A 20612-nucleotide genomic window follows, 5' to 3' on the forward strand; every position below is an offset into this window, starting at 1 on the left:
ACTTTGAACTTAAAACAAGATACAGCCTTAGAGGCCTTAAAAGATGCCTTCATTTCTTTTTACGGTAATTCGGAAGAAAAAATTATTTTTGCAGTCTCTCCTGCACGGATAAATATAATAGGTGAACACATAGATTATAACGGAGGCCTTGTGCTGCCTGCCGCCGTTAATTTATATCTGAGAATTGCTCTGCGAAAAAGAAAGGATAAAAAAATACTTTACCGTTCGATGAAGGCGGAAAAAGTCTTTGAATTTGAGCTTGACGGAAATTTAGGTTTTGATAAAGAAAATGATTTTGCAAACTATTTAAACGGAATGTTTTTGTTTTTAAAAGAAAGGGGCTTGAAGGCCGATACTGGGTTTGAGCTTTTAATTACAAGTGACATTCCGCAAGGGAGCGGCATTTCTTCTTCGGCCGCCTTGGAACTTTGTTTCGGTAAAATTATTTCTCATGCCTTCGGTTTTGAGCTTGACGGCATTGAGCTTGCAAAGACAGGCCGGCGTGTCGAAAACGATTTCTTAGGTCTCAAGTCCGGAATTATGGATCAGTTTGCAATAGCGATGGGTAAAAAAAATCAAGCCCTTCTTTTAGACACATCTTCCTTGGACTATGAGTACATTCCTCTCGAAACCGAGCCCTACCGAATTGTAATCATGAATTCCAATAAACCCCGTAAATTGACGGAATCAAAATATAATGAAAGAAAGGAAGAATGCGAAAAAGCTCTTGCCTTTTTACAAAAAGAAAGGGACATAGATTTTTTATGCGATATAAGCGTTTCCGATTTTGAAAAATTGGAACAAGATTTGACTTCCAATTTGGGAGAACAAATTTTCCGCAGGGTAAGGCATTGCGTTACCGAGATGGATAGGGTAAGGCGGAGTGCGGAAGCATTAAAAAATAAGGACTTAAAACTTTTAGGCGCTTCCTTAAACCAATCCCATCTTTCGCTAAAAGATGATTATGAAGTTACCGGAAAAGAACTGGATGCTCTTTTTTTTGCAGCCATAAAAGAAAAAAGCTGTATCGGTGCCAGAATGACAGGTGCCGGCTTTTCGGGCTGTGCTATCGCCATTGTACACAAAGACGGCTTTGAAGAATTTGCCGAAAGAGTAGGGAAGTCCTACACGGAACAAACCGGCTTTACCGCTTCATTTTTTGCCTGCCAAGCCTCAGACGGAGTGTCTATTATTTCAATTTAAACGTTCCTATTTACGCAGCTTAAAATAAAAGTTCCAAAAAGACAAAAAAACTGACAAAACTGACTCGAAAGATTGAAATTTGCCTGGATACGGGGTATACTGTATAGTGATGAATGTGTAACTGGTAATCCAATTCATATTCAAAGAAAACATTGATAAGGAGATTGTAATGAAAACAAACAGGAAAACAAGAGCTGCGGTGCTTATCACAGCTGCACTGATTGTACTGCTTTTCTCGGGCTGTGCTTTTTTGGAGGGAATGGCCGCTTCACCGGATAGACCGTCAAGGTCTCTTTCCGTAGGTGATAGAGTGGGGGACAAGACCATCGTATGGGAAAATACAGGTGCAGGTTCATGGAAGTTCCTTGCAATGGGAACCCCGTCTGAGCCGATGCCATGGGATCTTGATAGCTCACGGCATCTAAGTGTAAAGAACCTATCCTCAGGTATGGGGGACGGAAAAGAGAACAGTATTTTCTTAAAAACAGAATTCGAATCGAACGGTTCTAAAACGCATACGGTAAAAAATAGTGCTGTTATGTACTGCATTTCGCGAGGAGGTTGGCTCCCATCACGGGATGAGGCCGAAAAAATAGCTCAATTTACAAGCAAAGACTTTTGGACGTCCCAGTGTGAGGCAAGTTCAAAGGCTTATTATTACAGCCCTCTTCAGAAAGGGCTTCAATCAAAATGGCGAAACGATCGCGAACCGGTTGTTGCTATCCCTGTGTACTATCTTGATGCACAAGGAAATGTAACAGAGCCGTAATAAGGAAATTACAAAATGAAAAAAACAATTACAATTTGTTTACTGGCTACTCTCGTTTTAGCAAACCTAACAGCTGCGGAGTACTATGTTTCAAAAGAAACCGGTAAGAATGGAAATGCGGGTACAAAAGATGCCCCGTTTAAGAACATCGAAAAGGCTGCCGAAAAGGTTCAGCCGGGAGATAAAATCTACGTTGCCGAAGGTAATTATTACGGCGTTCGAGACAAGGGTTTTATCATGATACAAAAAGCAGTCGAAATTTACGGCGGATATTCCAAAGACTTTTCCAAACGGGATGTTTTAAAATACCGCACTCTTGTTATGCCGCCGGCTTCCTCAAACGGAACAGGCAGAGCAAACAAAGCTATGGAATTCGACATTAAAAACGGTGAGGGTAAAAAACTCGTAATTGACGGTATTATTTTTGATAAAGGCCTTTCAAACGGGTATCATCCCACAAAGGGTAAGCCTCAGGGTGTAGAAACCGGTATGCTTGTTTTACCGCCGGGTCAAGGTGTGAATGGTAATGAAAAATCCATTACAACGGAAAAGGCTATATTCGGCGGCAGTATAATGAAGTGCGATGTACTTATTCAAAACTGCGTATTCAACAATGCTTCCAATTTTGCCATTCAGTTTGGAGGAACAGGCAATGTTAAAATTTTGAATAACGTATTTACTGCAAATGCAATGGCGGCCTGTGAAATCTGGGGAAAAGAAAATAAACCGAATGCCGTAACGGTGGAGTTCGCATATAATACGGTACTGTTTACTTGGCCTCGTACTCATGCTTTTGAAGATATGGGCTACGGTTTCCGCGTTATGACAAAAGTTGAGGTAAATATACACCACAATATTATTGGGCTGTCTTGTCTTTCTGCAGTAGACCGCTGCCGTATCGATAGCCCCGCTTCAATGGAAAATGGGCGAAAGGTTCTTATGGACAACAACCGCTTTTTTATGAATAAACAGGCGGATGTAACCCTGCCAGGCTTAGGAACCTTTGAGTATGTATGGGTAAAAGACTTTGACGATCTCGACCGCTTTAACAGTGCAGAAGGCAATGAAGAGTTAAAAGATATTGCTTCGCTTAAAAATGTGTTAAATAAGGCATATTTGGCCGGTTTTTTGAATGCTACTTATAAAGAAAAAACGGACTATGACCCGAATTCTCCTGCCAATGAGTTCAGGCGTGCAATGGGGATGAACCAAACGATGACAGTCCAATCCGACGTGTCTATGTTTGCAAACAAATATCCGCAAGATGATGCCGTAAAACTGTTCGGTGCAGTAAAAGGTTTCGGAGCGCAAGCGATTAAGTAATTCGGTTTACCGTTGTACGTTCTGTACAACGGTATCTTCACAGGATTTGCCGCCTCTCGGTCGGCAAATCCGCCGTGCCCTTCATAGAAATTAAAAATCTACCATTCTTTGAGCTTGTTCCGATTAATCATTTAATTCGGTATCAAGATAATAGATTAGCCCCTGGCGGCTGCCGCGTATAAAATACTTCCACCACAAAACAAGAGTCGGGTTTAAAGGTTCTCCTATATTTTGAAGGCTGAGCATTTTTTCTTTTAGCTTCGGTTCAAGGAAGAAGGCTTGTTTTATTGCTTCCCGAATAGAAAGGCCGTGCACATCAAAGGCTTTATCTAAAAAATCTTTAAAGAACGAAGGATAAAGAATTTCATCTTCTTCCGTTAAAATGGAATTTTTTAATAGCTCATCGAAAGTCTTGTTTTTAATTTCCTTTGTGCTGTCATCTTCAGGGAATTTAAAAAAGTTCGGAGGATAATTGCCTTGCACGGCTATCGAAGGATTTGTTTTTTCAAAAAAAAGATTTGTTTTGTTGTTTGCTCTTTCAAGTCGCAAAAATATTTTTTGTACGGCTTCCATGCTCGCCTTAACTGCTTCATCATAGCTTTCCGCAGAGCTTAGGACATTGCCGCATTTTTCTACATTGTTTTTAGGAAAGACCGCCTCATCTTTTTCAAAAAGGCGGGGCAAAACATCCTTTACGTTTTTTGTGCTTCTTGCTTCTTCAAGCCCGTATATTTTTTTTATGATGCCCGGTACCGAAATCCAAGCTCGTTCGGCACTAAAGCGAGCGGCTCGTTCAGCACTAAATCGAGCGGCCTCGCCATTAGGAAGTTCATCTACGGGTTCCCCTAAGGCTATTTTGACGGCAGCCTTAGTTACATCAAAGCCCGAAGAATAGGGAACCGTCCAGCCCGACATGTAGCCTCCTGAAAGGCGGGCGGCGATTTCTCCCACACAGGCAGTCCGTTTGCCGTTTTTTTGGGGATCGGCTTTTCGTAAAAAAATGTCTCCCTTGGCTGCCCCGTTTGTAAGCCCCAAGGCCTTTATCCCGAGAAAAAAAACTCTTATAAGCTCATCACGTTCTTCCTTGCTCTTAATCGAGGGAATCGTGTGTCCCATCTCGACAAAGTAGGGCGGAAAAAAAATGTGCCTGTCAGCGAGGGCGTTTAAAAAAATCTCTCCGTTTATAACTAGGGCTTCAAGAGAAAATTCTTCGCCCTCGATGAACTCTTCGGCTATAGCTTTTCCGCTCCGCGAAAAGTTTACAGCATCTTCTAGGGCTGGTCTTAATTCATCTTGGGAATAGACCAAGCGGCAGCCCCGCGCTCCCATGTTGTCGGCAGGCTTTACCGTAATAGGGAAGGGGATGGCTTTTTGTTTTAAAATTTGAATGGCCTCATCTATTTCGTTTTTAAAAATATGGGTAAACTTAGGAGAAGGAACGCCGTGCTTTTCAAAGCACTCCCTCATTAAAACCTTGTCGCTTGCACGGCGGGCGGCTTCCAAACTGTGCCCGGGAAGAGAACAGCTTTCTGCAACGGCTGCAACCGATACGGAAAAGTCCGTAGCTGCGGTAAAGACTCCGTGTAGGCCCTTTTCTTTTAAGCTTTTTGCAAGGTCTATGAGGGCGGGAATGTCTTTTAAATCTATCGGAAAAAACTTGTCGGCTTCTTTTGCACAAACCGCATTCGGATTTCCGTCTACGGCGATGACCTCGCAGCCCAGCTCTTTTGCTGCCCTTATTGCAGGCCCCTGCATGAGTCCCGCTCCTAAAATTAAAATACGCTTTTTATTTTCTTTCATATTCCGGTTAAACTCATCTTAATCTAAAAATTTAAAAGCCTGTCGGAATATCTATAAAGCAGGTTTCAAGGTTTGTATCAAGTTCAAGCTTTTTTGCAACCAACTGAACGCCTACAGTTTCCGTTTGATAATGGCCTCCGGCAATTACGTTTATCCTGTTTTCGAGGGCATTGTGATAGGTAATGTGTTCAATCTCTCCCGTTATGTATAGGTCAAGTCCTAAGGCTATTGCGTCATCTATTTCCGAAGCTGCCCCGCCCGAAATAATTCCGATGGTTTTAACTTTTTTAGGCCCGAAAGGAAGGATGTTTGCAGGTTTTTCCCCTTGGGGAAAAAGTTTATTTATAATTTCATCTATTTCCAAGCCTTCTTCGGAACATTCTTTTAAAGGAAGACTGCCGTAAAAGCCTATGTTAAGCCCCCTGTACATGCCGAATTCTTTTAAGTTTTCAAGCTCAAGGCGGCGGGCAAGACCGATGTTGTTCCCGTAAAGGGGATGGGCATCGAGGGGAAGGTGAACGGCATAGAGCACTATGTCATTATCCAAAAGAGCCTTTATTCTATGGTAATGATTTCCCATAATCCGTAAGGAGCGGCTCCAAAAAAGTCCGTGGTGTACAAAAAGCATGTCGGCTTTACGCTCGGCGGCTTCTTTTATGGATTGAAGACAGGCATCCACCGCGAAGGCAACCTTTTTTATTTCTTTTCCGCTGTTTTGTACCTGAACGCCGTTTTGCGATAAATCTTGAGCCGCAAAAGCATCTATGTTTAACAGCTCGGTAAAATAAAGATCAAGCTCTTTTAGTTTCATTATAATCCCCCCGCAAAAAATTTTTTAAGATTATACTTTAGATTCTTTTTGAATTCAAGGCGGGTAGAAGATTGATATGGGATTTGAAGATAGAAAAAAAGCCCCTGCCGGTTTAGACGGGGGCTTTTAATTTTACAAGAACATTGCAGCTATTGTTCCGAATATGATTAACGGAATATTAAAGTGCAAGAATGTCGGAACACAGGTGTCCCAGATGTGGTCATGCTGACCGTCTACGTTAAGACCTGCTGTCGGTCCAAGTGTTGAGTCTGATGCGGGGGATCCGGCATCTCCCAAGGCTCCGGCTGTACCGAGTAAGCAAACGATAGCGGCAGGGCTGAAACCTAACTTTACACCGAGCGGAACATAGATTGTTGCAATAATCGGGATTGTACCGAAAGATGTTCCAATACCCATGGTAATACCGAGACCGATTAAAAGCATTATAATAGCGCCTAGGAGTTTGCTTCCTCCTATAAGGTTAGCACTTGAAACTACAAGAGAATCAACACCCTTTGTTGCCTTGATAACTTCTGCAAAACCTGCGGCAACGAGCATAACAAAGGCGATAAAGCCCATTAGTTTTATACCCTCTGCCATTGTGCTGTCTACTTCGTTAACCTTTATAACGCGTGTAAGCATTAAGATTAAGATACCTACAAGACCGCCCAGAGGCATTGAACCTGTTAAAATTTGAATTACAAAGGCTGCAATAATTGCCAAAAGAGTAAACCATTCACGGGATGTAAATTTTACATTTTGTTCAAGATTCATCTCGGGATGTACATTTTTATATTCTCTGGGTTTTCTGTATGAGAAGAATACGGCAATGAATAATCCTAAGAGCATACCAAGACCGGGTATCCACATCGCTTTCCATACTTCTGTTGTTTCAAAGGGAACTCCGTTTTGAGTCATTGAATTTGCAATAATTCCATGGAAAATGAGACCGAAGCCTACAGGGAAGGTAACATAGGGCCACTTAACAGAGAAGGTAAGACCGCAGGCCATAGCCCTTCTATCAAGCTTCATGGAGTTCATAACAACCAAAAGCGGCGGAATCAAAATCGGAATGTATGAAATATGAATTGGGATAAGGTTTTGTGAAAAACATCCTACAAAGGCAATTATCAAAACAAGCAAAATACCTTTTGCTTTAAGGCTCTTTGAAAGTTTTGCTGCAAGCAAGGTTACAATATTTGTCTGACTTATCGCCGCAGCTAATGTACCCAAAAGAATGTAAGATAATGCCGTTTCCGCATTGCCTCCCATACCTGAAATAAGAGTGCTTATGGTCGTAGATAGACCTAAGCCTCCAACTAATCCGCCGATAACGCCGGAAACCATAATCGCAATCAAAATATTGATTTTGAGAAGACATAGTACCGTCATTACAATAACGGCTACTATTACAGGATTAATCATATAAACCTCCGTTTTTTTTGCAATCGTAAAAATTGCAGTCTAGCCCCAAAATATTAGCATGAAATATTTTATCTGTCAACTTTTTTTCTATATTTTGTATTCAAATTTATATTATTTTCTTGACAATCGGTATAACCTATGCGTTAATCTATCAATGCAAAATATGTAGGCTGTTAAGTTGCTTGTCTATTTTGAGGAAAACTTTTATGGAGGAGATTTTTATGGAAAAATCTAAGTTTAAACCAAATGGTGTTGCTCTGTTGCCCTTTTTTATCTTTGTTGTAGTTTATCTGAGAATGGGTGTAATCCTTGTAGCAAAAGGCGATCCTATGGGATTTTATGGCTTTAAGGGCACTATTGCCGTAATTGTCTATATGGTAAGTCAGGCAGGCCGTCTGTTCCGCCTCAGATTGACTCTTTGGAATTTTCCAGAATGGAAGGCTGTAAAAGCAAAATAAGTTTTTATAGATTTCATTAAAATATTGTCCCAAAGTTCAAATAAAACTTGAACCTTGGGATTTTTTACTTATCGACAGCTTTCTTTTTTTCCCCTGTTAGGACCACCCTTAAAGGGCTGCCCTAGCCGGGGTGCCCTTTAAGGCAAACACGATGATACTCGCTATGATTATTGTTCCCCCTATGGCCGCTCCTGCATTTAAGGTTTCGCCTAAGGCAAGATAACCTAAAATACTTGCAAGCAATGGGTTAAAAAAAAGAAAATTTGTAACATCGCTTGTTTTTTCGGCAATTTCTATTCCCTTATTAAAGAAAAAGTAGCCTAATGCACTTGTAAGAATCCCTAGGCATAAAAGACTTCCTATGTATTTAAAGCCGGCAGAAGAGAGTTCCTTATAGCCGTCAACACAAAAAGGCGATAGAATGATAGCCGCACAAATCACACTGTAGGTTACGATTTCTATTGAGGTATAGCCCATTTTTGTAAGTTTTCGGCTTAAAATATTGTATCCGCAAAAGGAAACTGCAGCCGACACAGTCCATAAAATGCCTATTTCGACCGATAAAAGTCCCTCCCATAAGATAATAATTATAACTCCGCAAAAAGCCGTCAAAATAGAAATGCAGCCTGCTTTGCTTATCTTTTCATCATAAATTATCGAAGCTGCTACGGCGGTCATTATAGGGGTTGTTGCAATTATAATGCTTGAGGTTGCAGCCGTAATTGTTTTAAGGCCCATGTTAAAGACCATAAGATATAGACCGAAGCCGAGAGCTCCGGATATAAAAAAAAGACCTATATGTTTTATTTTGAAAGGAGGACGTAAATTATTAAATTTTCCTATAATTAAAAGAAAAATACTTGCTAAAACACATCTTAAAAAACCTAAAGCTCCCGAGCCGAAATGCGTTAAAGCAAAGCGTGAAAACGGAAAAGATGAAGCAAAACAAACAATGGCAATAGCAGCAAATAAGTATGATTTTATTTTATTGGACATAATTTCTTCCTAATTTTTAATATGGACTTTTATCTAAGGCTATGATACAATAAGGCAATAATTAAATCAAGTATGAGTATTTTGAAACTCATGTATATGTATCTTTTATTTGGAGGAAGATATGAATAGAAAAGATTTGGAAAAGTTGGGATTTGCTTCAAAGCAGATTCACGCAGGAAGCATTAAGAACAAGTACGGTGCTTTAGCAACACCTATTTATCAAACTTCAACATTTTCGTTTGATTCGGCAGAACAAGGAGGCCGCAGATTTGCTTTAGAGGAAGAAGGCTATATCTACACCCGCTTAGGCAATCCTACGACTACGGTTGTTGAAGAAAAACTTGCCTGCCTTGAAAACGGGGAAGCATGTATGTCTGCAAGCTCCGGTATAGGTGCCGTTACCTCATGCATTTGGTCAATCGTAAATGCAGGAGATCATATCGTTGCCGGAAAAACTCTTTACGGCTGTACTTTTGCATTTTTAAATCATGGTCTATCACGCTTCGGAGTTGATGTAACCTTCGTTGATACGCGGGATCCTGAAAATGTTAAAAAAGCTTTAAAACCGAATACAAAAATCGTTTATTTGGAAACACCGGCCAACCCGAACATGTATCTTTGTGACATTGCAGCGGTAAGTAAGATTGCCCATGCTCATAATCCCGAATGTAAGGTTATAGTAGATAATACTTATATGACCCCTTATCTTCAGCGCCCTCTTGATTTAGGTGCAGACGTTGTTCTTCATTCTGCAACAAAATACCTAAACGGCCATGGAGACGTTATTGCAGGTTTTGTTGTCGGAAAAAAAGAATTCATCGATCAGGTACGCTTTGTAGGTGTTAAGGATATGACCGGTTCTACATTGGGGCCCTTTGAAGCCTACCTAATAGGCCGAGGCATGAAGACCCTCGATATCCGAATGGAAAAGCACTGCGCCAATGCTCAAAAAGTTGCAGAATTCTTGGAAAAACATCCGGCAGTTGAGTCCATCGCCTTCCCCGGTCTTAAATCCTTCCCGCAATATGAGCTTGCAAAAAAACAGATGAAGCTTTGCGGAGCTATGATTGCCTTTACCGTTAAGGGCGGATTGGAAGCCGGTAAAACTCTTATAAACTCGGTTAAATTTGCAACCATTGCAGTAAGCTTAGGCGATGCCGAAACCCTTATTCAGCATCCTGCAAGTATGACCCACTCTCCGTATACTCCGGAAGAAAGAGCCGCTTCGGATATTGCCGAAGGTTTGGTTCGTCTTTCTGTCGGTCTTGAAGATGCGGAAGACATTATTGCCGATTTAAAACAAGCCTTGGATAAACTTGTTAAATAAATCTTAAGAACACCTCTAAAAACTTTGCTGGATTTTAGAGGTGTTCATTCGTTAAAAATTATGGAGAAAAAAGAGTATGCAAAAGAAAACTCAAACAATGACCGGTAATAATGCGGCTTCTTATGTGGCCTATGCCTTTACCGATGTAGCCGCCATTTATCCGATTACACCCTCTTCAGATATGGCCGAGCTTGTTGACTCATGGGCAGCCAACGGAAGAAAAAACATTTTCGGTCAGACCGTTCTTGTTTCGGAACTGGAGTCCGAGGCGGGCGCTGCAGGTTCAATGCACGGAGCCCTTTCTGCCGGAGCCTTAGCTTCAAGCTTTACGGCCAGTCAGGGACTTTTACTTATGATACCCAACATGTATAAGATGTCCGGTGAGCTTTTACCGGGTGTTTTACATGTGTCGGCGAGAGCTCTTTCGGCTCACGCCCTTTCTATTTTCGGCGATCATCAGGACGTTATGGCTTGCCGCCAAACGGGTTTCGGTATGCTCGCCTCAGGTTCGGTACAGGAAATTATCGACCTCGGCGGTATTGCCCACCTTGCAGCGATAAAGGGCCGAGTCCCCTTCCTCCACTTCTTTGACGGCTTTAGAACCAGCCATGAACTTCAAAATGTCGAGCTTATCGAGTATGAAGATTTTGCAAAGATGCTTGATTGGAAGGCCTTAAACGATTGGCGTACCACGGCAATGAATCCGGAGCATCCATTTACCAAGGGAACAGCCCAAAACCCCGATGTTTATTTTCAGGCGGCAGAAGCTTCCAATAAATTCTATACCGATGTTGTAGAAATAGTTGCCGATTATATGAAGCAGATCTCGGCCTTGACGGGAAGAACTTATCGCCCTTTCGACTATCATGGAGCTCCCGATGCCGAACGCGTAATCATAGCTATGGGTTCTATAACCGAGACGGCCGAAGAAACCGTTGACTATCTTGTTTCCAAGGGAGAAAAGGTTGGCCTTATAAAGGTAAGACTTTACCGTCCTTTCTCGCCCAAATACCTTTTTGATGTAATGCCCAAGACGGTTAAAAAGATTGCCGTTCTTGATAGGACAAAAGAGAAGGGTGCTCTTTACGAACCTCTCCATTTAGACATACTGGGTGCATACATTGATGTGCCCAATAAACCTCTGATAGTGGGCGGAAGATACGGGCTTGCTTCTAAGGATACGACTCCCTCAATGGTAAAATCAGTATTCAACAATCTTAAAGCCGATGCTCCCAAAAACAATTTTACCGTAGGAATCGAAGACGATATAACAAATTTGAGCCTCCCCGTTTTGGAGGAAATTAAGACCGAACCCGCAGGAACAATCAGATGTAAATTCTGGGGATTCGGCTCTGACGGAACCGTCGGAGCAAATAAGAGTGCTATCAAGATTATCGGTGACAGCACGGGTATGTATGCCCAAGCCTATTTTGCTTATGACAGTAAAAAATCGGGAGGTGTAACCATTTCTCACCTCCGCTTCGGAAAACAGCCGATAAAATCCACATACCTTATAAGCGATGCCGACTTTATTTCCTGTTCAAAGCAGTCCTATGTTCATCAATATGATTTATTGAAGGGCTTAAAAAAAGGCGGAACATTCCTGCTTAACTGCCTCTGGTCTGATGAAGAATTGGAAGCCAACCTTCCGGGAGAAATGAAGCGTTTTATTGCAAAAAATGAGATAAAATTTTATACAATCAATGCTACAGGTATTGCTCAGGAAATCGGTCTCGGCGGAAGAATCAATATGATTATGCAGTCTGCCTTCTTTAAGCTTGCAGAAATTATTCCCATTGAAGAAGCCGTTGAAAGTCTAAAAAAATCCATAGTCAGGGATTACGGTAAAAAAGGTGAAGACATAGTAAATATGAACTATGCAGCAGTCGAAAAGGGCGTAAGTTCTCTTCACAATGTTGCCGTTCCTGCCGCTTGGGCAAATGCGGAGGATTCACAGGTTTGCAATTCTCATCTTCCGCCATACGTACGCAATGTACTTATCCCTATTAACAGACAGGAAGGCGATGCTCTAAAGGTGAGCACCTTTAAAGGTGTTGAAGACGGCCGAATGCCTAACTGTACCAGCCGATACGAAAAGCGTGGTGTTGCAGTTGAAGTTCCGCATTGGATAAAGGAAAATTGTATTCAGTGTAACCAGTGTTCTTTTGTATGTCCTCATGCTACAATCCGCCCCTTCCTTCTTAATGAAAAAGAAAGGGCTGCTAAACCTGAAGGTTTTGAAACTATAAAGGCCAACGGAAAGGGACTTGAGGGGCTTGAGTACAGGATGCAGGTTTCGGTTATGGATTGTACGGGCTGTTCAAACTGTGCAAATATTTGTCCTGCAAAGAATAAGGCCCTTGTTATGAAGCCCTTGGCCGAAGAAGAAGCTCAAAGCAAAAACTGGGATTATGCAGTTGACAATATTTCTACAAAGCATGGTCTTATGGATCAGTTCTCCGTTAAAGGAAGCCAGTTTAAACAGCCTCTCTTGGAATTCCACGGAGCTTGTGCAGGCTGCGGCGAAACTGCCTATGCAACCCTTGTTACCCGTCTTTTCGGAGACCGCATGATGATAGCAAACGCTTCCGGTTGTTCTTCAATATGGGGCGGCTCTTATCCCACTGCCGGCTTTACCTATAACGAAAAAGGAAAGGGCCCGACTTGGGCAAGCTCCCTTTTTGAGGATAATGCAAACTACGGCTACGGAATGGCCCTCGGCACCCGTAAGTTGAGGGAACAGGCCGAAGACTATATGAAAAAATTTATTGAGCTCAATGTAGGAACAGATTTTACTCCTCTTTTTAAAGAATGGATTGAAAACAAAAAAGATGTTGAAGCCAATACCTTAACCTGCGATAAGATTAAGGCTATCTTTGATGCTCATCAGGCGCCTAGAAATACGGCCGTAAAGAATACCGATGCCGCCGATTATCTTCCGGTTCCCGAAAGCCATACCTTCAAATATGATACGGGAAATATTGAAGCTGACAGGCTCTTGGAATATATCTACAAGCTGAAAGACTTTATCGTCAAAAAGAGCGTCTGGTCATTCGGAGGAGACGGATGGGCTTACGACATCGGTTATGGCGGTCTTGACCACACCATGGCCTCGGGCGAAGACTTTAATATCCTAGTATTCGATACGGAAGTTTATTCCAATACCGGAGGTCAGTCTTCAAAATCTACACCGACGGCAGCCGTTGCCAAATTTGCGGCAGGCGGAAAGCGAATCCGCAAAAAGGATTTGGGTGCAATGCTTATGACCTACGGCTATGTCTATGTAGCTCAGGTTGCCATAGGCTCCAATATGAGCCAATTTGTAAAGGCTGTAAAAGAAGCCGAAAGCTATGACGGACCTTCTATTGTTATCTGTTATGCTCCCTGTATCAACCACGGACTCCGCTCAGGAATGAGCAGAAGTGTCGAGCAGGAGAAAAAGGCTGTTGAAGCCGGTTATTGGCACCTATACCGCTTTGATCCCCGCTTAAAAGCCGAGGGCAAAAATCCCTTCCAGCTTGACAGCAAGGAGCCGACCGCTTCATTCCAAGACTTTATCAACTCCGAAGTCCGCTACACCTCGCTTAAAAAGACCTTCCCCGATGTTGCGGAAGTCTTATTTAAGCACGCAGAGGAGGATGCTAAGGAGAGGTATAGTAGGTATAAAATGTTGAGTAATTAATTTTGAAATTAGCTGACAGGCGGGCATCCTTTTCCTATAGGAATCGGATGCCCGCTTTTTTTTGATATTTTGATTGTTTTTGTAAAGCTTATTTTAGCTTTACTGTCTTTTAAATAAAAACCATAAAATCTTTTTGAAAATTTACTCTTTTTTTCAAATAATAACTATAAATATAATGAGGATGTATGATAAACAGTTCGGCAGGAATTCAGCCTCACTGTTTATCTGCCGAGTTTGCCTTTCGGCAAACGTCGCATTATTATATGTGCTTTTTCACTTTGTTGCAAAAGCACGGAAAAAACTTTTTTCGCAAATTGATTCGCTATCCGCTTTAGTGGATACGATGAAAAATTTCCTTACAGAACAGAGCCGAAAGGCTCTGATATTTGCTGCAAAAAGTTTTTATGAGGGGAATGGAAAAAATTAGGAGAACACAAATGGTAAAAAAATTTGAAGATTTAACATTTACAGACGATTTTATGTTTTGTAAAGCTATGCAAAATCCAAAACTATGCAAAAGGCTTATTGAAATGATATTATTTGATACAATAGGCAAAATTTCGTATATTTCTGTACAGCATAATATTAAAAATTATGAACAGGCAAAATCCGTAAGGCTTGATATTCTGGTACAGGCAGAAAACGGTAAATTTTATGATGTAGAAATGCAGACCAGCAATGAACTCAATATTCCAAAACGAATGCGGTTTTACCAAGCTGCCATAGATATTTCTTTTTTGGACAAAGGCATTTCCTATAATAGCTTAAACGATAGTTTTATAATTTTTATTTGCACTTTTGATGCTGTAGGCAAAAATAAGCCTATGTATACCTTTGAAAATCTTTGTATAGAAGACAAAAACACCCCTTTACAAGACGGCACACGAAAGGTTATAATAAATGCAGAGGCTTTTAATAACACTAAAGACAATGATTTAAAAGAATTTTTAGAATATCTTAAAACAGGTAAAGCGAAGAGTGAATTTACAAAGGAGATAGAAGAAATGGTACAAACAATAAAAAATAACGAACAAGCAAGACAAGAATATAGATTAATGTCTACCTTTGAGATGGATGCTATAGAAAAAGGAATTTACCGCAAAGCCATAGACACAGCAAAGCTTATGAAATTAAAGAATTTTAATATAGCTTTAATTAAAGAAATAACTGGTCTTCCCGAATCTGAAATTGAAAAACTCTAATTTACTCTTCAAGCTCTTTTGCTTTTAAGCAGGCTTCGGTGCAGGCTGACCATAGAGGGTCGGGAGACGGGGGAAGGGCGGAAACTTCTATTTGCTTTTTAGTTTCGGGATGTTCGAATTTTAGGGAGTGGGCATGGAGCCTGATTCCGCCCGATTTTTCAGTGCGCTCAAAGCCGTATTTGATGTCTCCCTTTATGGGTATCCCCAAATGAGAAAGCTGGATACGGATTTGATGGGTTCGTCCTGTTTCGGGGAAGATGCGTAAAAAATTATAGTTATCGCCAATCCCTGCAAGCTGCCAATAAAGCGACGCTTTTTTCCCTCTTTGCCTTGATTCCGTTACAAAAGCTTTTTGCAGCTTGGTATTGAATTCAAGATAATTTTCGCAAAATTCTTTTTTATAAAGAACGGGAGCGATGCTGTTTATTCCTGAATCGGCCGCCGATTTTAATTCTTCTATTTTTTTACAGATTGCCCAATATTCTTTTTTTACCTTTTTTTCTTTAAAAAGATTATTTAGCTTTGTGTGCATTGCAGGGGAAAAAGCTATGAGAACTAAACCGCTTACAGGCTTATCCAATCGGTTTACTGCCTCGGCATATTTTTTTTCGCTAAAGGTCTTTTTAAAAAAGACTTGAGAATTATCCCCGCAGTTTTTTAAAACTACCGCAAAAAAATTGTCCTCAAATAAAATTCTTATCTCATTGTGCATTTTAAAATCCCAAACATTGCAGGCGGGATTATACAATACTTTACGGCTCTTGACAATATCGCTAAAAAGATAAATAATATCTTTATCTTAAAGTCCACTTATCTTTAAGAATTTTAAACATTTTATTAGGGGGAAACTATGTCGAATATCCATGATATGGAGTTTTTACAAAAAAAAGTTCAAGAATTAAAAGAGCAGGGCTTGTACAAAGAGCTTGTTACGCTTGAAGGGCCGAGCGATGCTGAATGTATTATTAACGGAAAAAAGGTTATTAACCTTTCATCCAACAACTATTTAGGCTTTGCAAATCATCCAAGGCTTAAAAAGGCCGCTATTGAGGCTATCGAAAAATACGGAGCCGGAGCCGGAGCCGTACGTCCCATCATCGGTAACATGAAGATTCATGATGACTTGGAAAAACTCTTAGCCGAATTTAAAAGAGAGGAGGCCGTTTTAGCTTTCCAGTCAGGTTTTAACTGTAATGCAGGCGTTATTCAGGCTCTTACGGATAAGGGAGACCTAATCATTTCCGATCAGCTGAACCACGCTTCAATCATCGACGGTACCCGTCTTTCAAAGGCCGATAAGGCAGTCTTCCAGCACTCCGATATGGCCGACCTTGAAAGAGTTTTAAAAGAAAAAAGAAATAACTACAACAATGTTTTGATTATAACCGACGGCGTTTTTTCAATGGACGGAGATATTGCTAAGCTCCCCGAAATCGTTGCTCTTGCAGAAAAATACAATTGTCTTACTTATGTCGACGATGCTCACTCAAGCGGTGTTTTAGGAGAAAGCGGACGCGGAACCGTAGACCACTTTAAGCTTCACGGCCGAGTTGATGTTGCAATGGGAACCCTTTCAAAGGCTATCGGTGTTGTAGGCGGTTATGTTGCAGGAAAAAAAGTAACTATCGACTGGCTTAAAAACAGGGGCCGCCCCTTCTTATTCTCAACCGGCCTTCCTCCTGCAGCCGTAGGAGCCGCTATTGAAGCCGTTAAGATGCTCATGGAATCAACGGAATATACGGACAAACTTTGGGCAAATGCCAAACATTTTAAAGAGGGACTAGGAAAGCTAGGCTACAATATCGGTCACAGCGAAACGCCGATTACCCCGATTATTATCGGAGATGAAGCCAAGACCTTGGAATTCTCGAAAAAGCTTTTTGAAAACGGCTTATTCTCAGGCCCCATCGTATTCCCCACAGTTCCCAAGGGAACAGGCCGAGTCCGATGTATGGTTACTGCCGGCCACACTACGGAACAGCTTGACAGAGCTGTAAAAATCTGTGAAAAAGTCGGCAAAGAAATGGGAATCATTTAAGGAAACCTCTAAAAACTTCAGTTTTTAGAGATGTCCTTAATCCTGTTTTTTAAGATAAAAAGCACCGATTTGAAAATATCAAACCGGTGCTTTCTTTGAATTTTGTAGATAAGGAAGGTGATTTATGGTAGAAACAAAGAGTAACGAAGAAAAATATAGCCGCCCTTCATGGGACGAATATTTTATGGATGTTTGCCGGGCTATTGCAAAGCGGGCAACCTGCGACCGCGGAAGATCAGGCTGTGTTATTGCCCGCGATCACCAGATTCTTGTTACCGGTTATGTAGGAGCTCCTACCGGCCTTCCTCACTGCGATGATGTAGGACACCAATTTAAAAAAGTTCAGCATGAAGACGGAAGCATTACCCAGCACTGCGTGCGAACCGTCCATGCGGAACAAAACGCCATCTGTCAGGCAGCAAAGCGGGGAATCAGCATTGACGGAGCAACTCTTTACTGCAAGATGACTCCCTGCCGAACCTGTGCCATGCTCATCATAAACTGCGGGATTGTAAGAGTTGTAGCAGAAAAACGCTATCATGACTCGGCCGACACAATAGAAATGTTTAAAAAAGCCGGTATAATCCTAGAGCATATTTCCGACTCTTTAGAAGAATATAAGGGACAATAGAGAAATTGCGATTCGTTTGAGTTTTAGGCTTCTAGTGGGACAGAGCCCATTCTTTAAACATTGAGTAATCGGGCGGGATATTAACCGCTTTTAAAGGCCTGTATTGTAAACTTTCAAGCCTATCCGGTAAAGACGGCGGCCTTCCAATGGCCGGTTTCATAATTTCCGGAAACTTTGCAGGATGAGAGGTTTGTAAAACTATTCCCACCATACTGTTTTTGTGAATTGAAGATGCCCATGTTTCAATATTTGCATATTTTAAAGGAATTCCCGGGGCTTCATCATGTTCCGATGTTTTTCTCTTTAATGAATTAAGTGCCCCATTATAGACATCCTGCCAGGCTGTCCAAGCCATAGCACCGTAAGGATCTATTATATAGCCTGTTCTTTCATTACATGTTCTTACGGAAGATATTGTTCCAACATCGTCAAGCCAATAAGGAATGATTTGTTTTTTGAGTTCTTCAAAATCGTAAATTTGAAGCATCCGCTTAAAGTTGATTGCATTAGGAATATCCAGAGCCGGCGTATTGGTTTTTACAGCCGGTCTTTTTTCGAAATCTTCAACTGTGAGCCAATCCGAAAGAGCATGATTTTCATTTTCGGCCGAAATAAGCCCATTGATCGGTGTTCCCATTTTTTTTGCAATCAGAGCTGCGGTAAGGGCTGAAAAACTTCCTGACGGTATTGAAGCTATGAGTGAAGGATTTTCAATTTTGTTGTCGTAATCACTGCGGTATAATACGGTTAAGGCCGCATAGACAAAAAAAGCAATTTGAGGTAAAAGAGGGGCTATGTTTAGGGCTCCTCCTGAGACAAGTTTTAGCTTTTTTAGTAAATCTTCGTCTTTAAGTGCTTTATCCACAATATTTTCACAATCTTTAAAGGATCCGTCCACACAAATTGTGTAAATGTTTTTAGGTATTGAAGAAAGGATGTTTTCCTGTATTTCCGTTAATGAATCCTTAGGGTATAAAAGAAGGGCTTTAACACCTTTTACTTGGGAAACAGCTGATGCAATTGCACAAGCTCTTTCGCCGGAGGCCGGTACAATGAGGTTAATTTCTCTGTCTTCATCTTTATTAAAGTACTCTAAAAGATAGGCTAAAAAGCCTGCTCCTATGTCTTTATAGTTGCAGGTTGGCCCATGAAAAAGCTCTAAAATATAGGTTGTAGGTGCTATCGGGTTTATCGGGAGTCTGTGAGGATAAAATTGAGCTATTATCGACATTAGCTCGTTTTCGGGAATTTCATCGCCGCAAAAACTTTTTATAATTTCAAAACATATATCTCTAAAAGACGACGGAGGATTTTTATAAATCATTGCCGGGCTTATTTTTCCGAGTTCCGCCGGCATAAAAATTCCGCCCGTTTCAGAATTAAAACCTTTTAGCACTGCTTCTTTAAAAGAAACTTGAACATTTTTATTTGTTATATCATAAAATTTCATCACTACTTATCCACAAGTTTTACATAGATTTTTCACATTTTGTATTCTACAATATAAATCATTCATTGTCAATTATCAAGTTCAATCAAATTTTAGACTTGACATTTATGTTCTTTCATACTAATATCAAAAATGAGAGGTAACACATGAGAGCAACGGATATTATTATGAAAAAACGCGGAATAAAGGGGCAGTCTATAGAACCCTTAAACCGCGAAGAGATAGAATTTATTGTAAATTCTTATGTAAGGGGCGAAATTCCCGAATATCAGATTTCGGCATGGCTTATGGCCGTGTATTTTAACGGAATGACCTTTGAGGAAACGGCTATTCTTACGGATGTTATGCTTCATTCCGGAAAGGTGATGGATCTTTCAAGCCTTGAAGGCCCATTTGTCGATAAACATTCTACCGGAGGGGTAGGGGATAAGCTCTCGCTTCCTCTTGCTCCCATTGTTGCGGCAAACGGTGTTAAGGTTCCTATGATGAGCGGCCGGGCCCTTGGACATACGGGAGGAACTCTCGATAAGCTTGAAGCAGTTACGGGCTACCGCACCGACTTGACCGAAGCCGAATTTAGAAACTTTATATCAAAAACAGGCTTTGCTATGACGGGCCAGACAAAGGAAATCGTTCCTGCAGACCGCCTTTTATATGCGATGCGGGATGTTACGGCCACAGTCGAATCCGTTCCTCTTATAACTTCAAGTATCCTTTCAAAAAAAGTTGCAGAAGGTTCCGAAGCCCTCGTTTTCGATGTAAAATGCGGAAAGGGTGCCTTTATGAAAACCTTGAGCGATGCGGAAGACTTGGCGGTAAGCCTTGTAGGTACGGCTAAGGCAATGGGAAAAAAGGCGCGGGCTCTTATAACCGATATGAATGAACCCCTCGGTACAATGGCCGGAAACTTTTTGGAAATAGAAGAAACGATAGATATTTTAAAAGGACAAGGCCCCGCGGACAGTACTGAGCTTACCTTGCAGCTGGCCGCCCACATGCTCGTTCTTGGAGGCAAGGCTAGGACGGAAGAAGAGGGGCTTTCTCTTGCAAAAGAAGCTGTAAGCTCAGGCAAGGCCTTGGATCTTTTTATAAAAAATATAGAACTTCAGGGAGGCAATCCCAAGACCCTTATGGCGGAATATAAAACCCGCCGCAGCAAATTCTTTGAAGAATTGAGGGCTGAAAAGGACGGCTTTATCGAAAGCATTAATGCTTTTGAGGTCGGTATGGCCGGTGTAAACCTTGGAGTCGGAAGAAATAAAACCACAGATCCCGTATGCCCCGATGCCGGAGTTGAAATTTTAAAACACAAGGGCGATTCCGTAAAAAAAGGAGACCTTATAATGAGGGTCTATGGAAAGGATTCGGCTTCGGTTTCCGCTTCGATGCCTTTATTGAAAAACGCTATAAAATATTCCGATAAGGCTCCGCAAAAAGATAAGCTTATTTTTAAAATTATCAAACAAGAAGAACTTTAAATCCAATGCGGAGAAAAAA

The 20612-nt window shown here is 41.3% G+C and carries 16 protein-coding genes and 1 pseudogene; 11 read left to right on the plus strand and 6 right to left on the minus strand.

Translation table 11 applies throughout. From position 1 onward, the window contains the following. Positions 1 to 3 precede the first annotated feature (3 nt). The 3 genes from HO345_RS02690 to HO345_RS02700 all read left to right on the plus strand — a co-directional run bounded on the left by HO345_RS02690 (position 4) and on the right by HO345_RS02700 (position 3295). Positions 4 to 1203: a galactokinase gene (locus tag HO345_RS02690; protein ID WP_253683702.1), complete on the plus strand. Its 1200-nt coding sequence runs from the start codon at positions 4 to 6 to the stop codon at positions 1201 to 1203. A gap of 169 nt (positions 1204 to 1372) precedes the next feature. Further along, the gene (locus tag HO345_RS02695; RefSeq protein WP_253683703.1) at positions 1373 to 1972 is read left to right on the plus strand and encodes a hypothetical protein; all 600 of its coding nucleotides are present in this window, start codon (positions 1373 to 1375) and stop codon (positions 1970 to 1972) included. Between the two features lie 15 nt (positions 1973 to 1987). Continuing rightward, entirely contained in the window at positions 1988 to 3295 is a 1308-nt protein-coding gene (locus HO345_RS02700; protein ID WP_253683704.1) for a right-handed parallel beta-helix repeat-containing protein, read from the plus strand. Positions 3296 to 3418: 123 nt separating this feature from the next. Here the strand turns inward: HO345_RS02700 and HO345_RS02705 are convergent, their stop codons facing one another. The 3 genes from HO345_RS02705 to HO345_RS02715 form a co-directional block, all read right to left on the minus strand. Then, a complete protein-coding gene (locus tag HO345_RS02705) occupies positions 3419 to 5095 on the minus strand; it encodes an ATP-grasp domain-containing protein (RefSeq protein WP_253683705.1) in 1677 nt (558 codons plus the stop codon). Positions 5096 to 5126: 31 nt separating this feature from the next. Continuing rightward, entirely contained in the window at positions 5127 to 5906 is a 780-nt protein-coding gene (locus HO345_RS02710; RefSeq protein ID WP_253683706.1) for a Nif3-like dinuclear metal center hexameric protein, read from the minus strand. A gap of 132 nt (positions 5907 to 6038) precedes the next feature. Then, the gene (locus HO345_RS02715; RefSeq protein WP_253683707.1) at positions 6039 to 7331 is read right to left on the minus strand and encodes a Na+/H+ antiporter family protein; all 1293 of its coding nucleotides are present in this window, start codon (positions 7329 to 7331) and stop codon (positions 6039 to 6041) included. 221 nt (positions 7332 to 7552) lie between these two features. On the opposite strand from HO345_RS02715, the gene HO345_RS02720 reads away from it, so the two are divergent. Next, the gene (locus HO345_RS02720; protein ID WP_253683708.1) at positions 7553 to 7789 is read left to right on the plus strand and encodes a hypothetical protein; all 237 of its coding nucleotides are present in this window, start codon (positions 7553 to 7555) and stop codon (positions 7787 to 7789) included. 68 nt (positions 7790 to 7857) lie between these two features. Here the strand turns inward: HO345_RS02720 and HO345_RS02725 are convergent. After that, positions 7858 to 8785: pseudogene (locus HO345_RS02725) on the minus strand (DMT family transporter). Between the two features lie 121 nt (positions 8786 to 8906). On the opposite strand from HO345_RS02725, the gene megL reads away from it, so the two are divergent. From megL to HO345_RS02745, 4 genes are all read left to right on the plus strand, one after another. After that, entirely contained in the window at positions 8907 to 10112 is a 1206-nt protein-coding gene (gene megL, locus HO345_RS02730) for a methionine gamma-lyase (protein WP_010695434.1), read from the plus strand. A gap of 76 nt (positions 10113 to 10188) precedes the next feature. Beyond that, positions 10189 to 13794 carry a pyruvate:ferredoxin (flavodoxin) oxidoreductase gene (gene nifJ / locus HO345_RS02735; RefSeq protein WP_253683710.1) on the plus strand — a complete coding sequence of 1202 codons (3606 nt, stop codon included), beginning with the start codon at positions 10189 to 10191 and terminating at the stop codon, positions 13792 to 13794. 181 nt (positions 13795 to 13975) lie between these two features. Continuing rightward, a complete protein-coding gene (locus tag HO345_RS02740; RefSeq protein WP_253683711.1) occupies positions 13976 to 14221 on the plus strand; it encodes a hypothetical protein in 246 nt (81 codons plus the stop codon). Between the two features lie 10 nt (positions 14222 to 14231). Then, positions 14232 to 14996, plus strand: coding sequence for an Rpn family recombination-promoting nuclease/putative transposase (locus HO345_RS02745; protein WP_253683712.1), 765 nt, complete (start codon positions 14232 to 14234; stop codon positions 14994 to 14996). A 1-nt stretch (position 14997) separates the two neighbouring features. On the opposite strand, the gene HO345_RS02750 is transcribed toward HO345_RS02745, so the two are convergent. Further along, positions 14998 to 15708 carry an RluA family pseudouridine synthase gene (locus HO345_RS02750; RefSeq protein ID WP_253683713.1) on the minus strand — a complete coding sequence of 237 codons (711 nt, stop codon included), beginning with the start codon at positions 15706 to 15708 and terminating at the stop codon, positions 14998 to 15000. A gap of 138 nt (positions 15709 to 15846) precedes the next feature. Between HO345_RS02750 and HO345_RS02755 the strand changes: the two genes are divergently transcribed. Together HO345_RS02755 and HO345_RS02760 are read left to right on the plus strand one after the other, a co-directional pair. Beyond that, positions 15847 to 17034: a glycine C-acetyltransferase gene (locus HO345_RS02755; protein WP_010697822.1), complete on the plus strand. Its 1188-nt coding sequence runs from the start codon at positions 15847 to 15849 to the stop codon at positions 17032 to 17034. 124 nt (positions 17035 to 17158) lie between these two features. Further along, positions 17159 to 17665 (plus strand): deoxycytidylate deaminase, encoded by a 507-nt coding sequence (locus HO345_RS02760; protein WP_253683714.1) that lies wholly within the window; start codon positions 17159 to 17161, stop codon positions 17663 to 17665. 31 nt (positions 17666 to 17696) lie between these two features. Here the strand turns inward: HO345_RS02760 and HO345_RS02765 are convergent, their stop codons facing one another. Then, complete coding sequence (locus tag HO345_RS02765; protein WP_253683715.1) at positions 17697 to 19115, minus strand: PALP domain-containing protein; 1419 nt, start codon at positions 19113 to 19115, stop codon at positions 17697 to 17699. Positions 19116 to 19261: 146 nt separating this feature from the next. Here HO345_RS02765 and HO345_RS02770 point away from each other — a divergent pair, with 146 nt between their 5' ends. Further along, on the plus strand, positions 19262 to 20593 hold the full coding sequence (locus HO345_RS02770) for a thymidine phosphorylase (RefSeq protein WP_253683716.1): 1332 nt from the start codon (positions 19262 to 19264) through the stop codon (positions 20591 to 20593). Positions 20594 to 20612 lie beyond the last annotated feature (19 nt).

This window comes from Treponema denticola (genome assembly GCF_024181645.1).
Classification (GTDB): domain Bacteria; phylum Spirochaetota; class Spirochaetia; order Treponematales; family Treponemataceae; genus Treponema_B; species Treponema_B denticola_A.

Excerpts from the sequence above, each read along its gene's own strand:
- HO345_RS02745 (WP_253683712.1), top strand. The coding sequence starts at position 14,232 with ATGGTAAAAAAATTTGAAGATTTAACATTTACAGACGATTTTATGTTT.
- megL (WP_010695434.1), top strand. The coding sequence starts at position 8,907 with ATGAATAGAAAAGATTTGGAAAAGTTGGGATTTGCTTCAAAGCAGATT.
- HO345_RS02755 (WP_010697822.1), top strand. The coding sequence starts at position 15,847 with ATGTCGAATATCCATGATATGGAGTTTTTACAAAAAAAAGTTCAAGAA.
- HO345_RS02700 (WP_253683704.1), top strand. The coding sequence starts at position 1,988 with ATGAAAAAAACAATTACAATTTGTTTACTGGCTACTCTCGTTTTAGCA.
- HO345_RS02760 (WP_253683714.1), top strand. The coding sequence starts at position 17,159 with ATGGTAGAAACAAAGAGTAACGAAGAAAAATATAGCCGCCCTTCATGG.
- HO345_RS02715 (WP_253683707.1), bottom strand. The coding sequence starts at position 7,331 with ATGATTAATCCTGTAATAGTAGCCGTTATTGTAATGACGGTACTATGT.
- HO345_RS02720 (WP_253683708.1), top strand. The coding sequence starts at position 7,553 with ATGGAAAAATCTAAGTTTAAACCAAATGGTGTTGCTCTGTTGCCCTTT.
- HO345_RS02750 (WP_253683713.1), bottom strand. The coding sequence starts at position 15,708 with ATGCACAATGAGATAAGAATTTTATTTGAGGACAATTTTTTTGCGGTA.
- HO345_RS02740 (WP_253683711.1), top strand. The coding sequence starts at position 13,976 with ATGTATGATAAACAGTTCGGCAGGAATTCAGCCTCACTGTTTATCTGC.
- HO345_RS02695 (WP_253683703.1), top strand. The coding sequence starts at position 1,373 with ATGAAAACAAACAGGAAAACAAGAGCTGCGGTGCTTATCACAGCTGCA.
- HO345_RS02765 (WP_253683715.1), bottom strand. The coding sequence starts at position 19,115 with ATGAAATTTTATGATATAACAAATAAAAATGTTCAAGTTTCTTTTAAA.
- nifJ (WP_253683710.1), top strand. The coding sequence starts at position 10,189 with ATGCAAAAGAAAACTCAAACAATGACCGGTAATAATGCGGCTTCTTAT.
- HO345_RS02710 (WP_253683706.1), bottom strand. The coding sequence starts at position 5,906 with ATGAAACTAAAAGAGCTTGATCTTTATTTTACCGAGCTGTTAAACATA.
- HO345_RS02705 (WP_253683705.1), bottom strand. The coding sequence starts at position 5,095 with ATGAAAGAAAATAAAAAGCGTATTTTAATTTTAGGAGCGGGACTCATG.
- HO345_RS02770 (WP_253683716.1), top strand. The coding sequence starts at position 19,262 with ATGAGAGCAACGGATATTATTATGAAAAAACGCGGAATAAAGGGGCAG.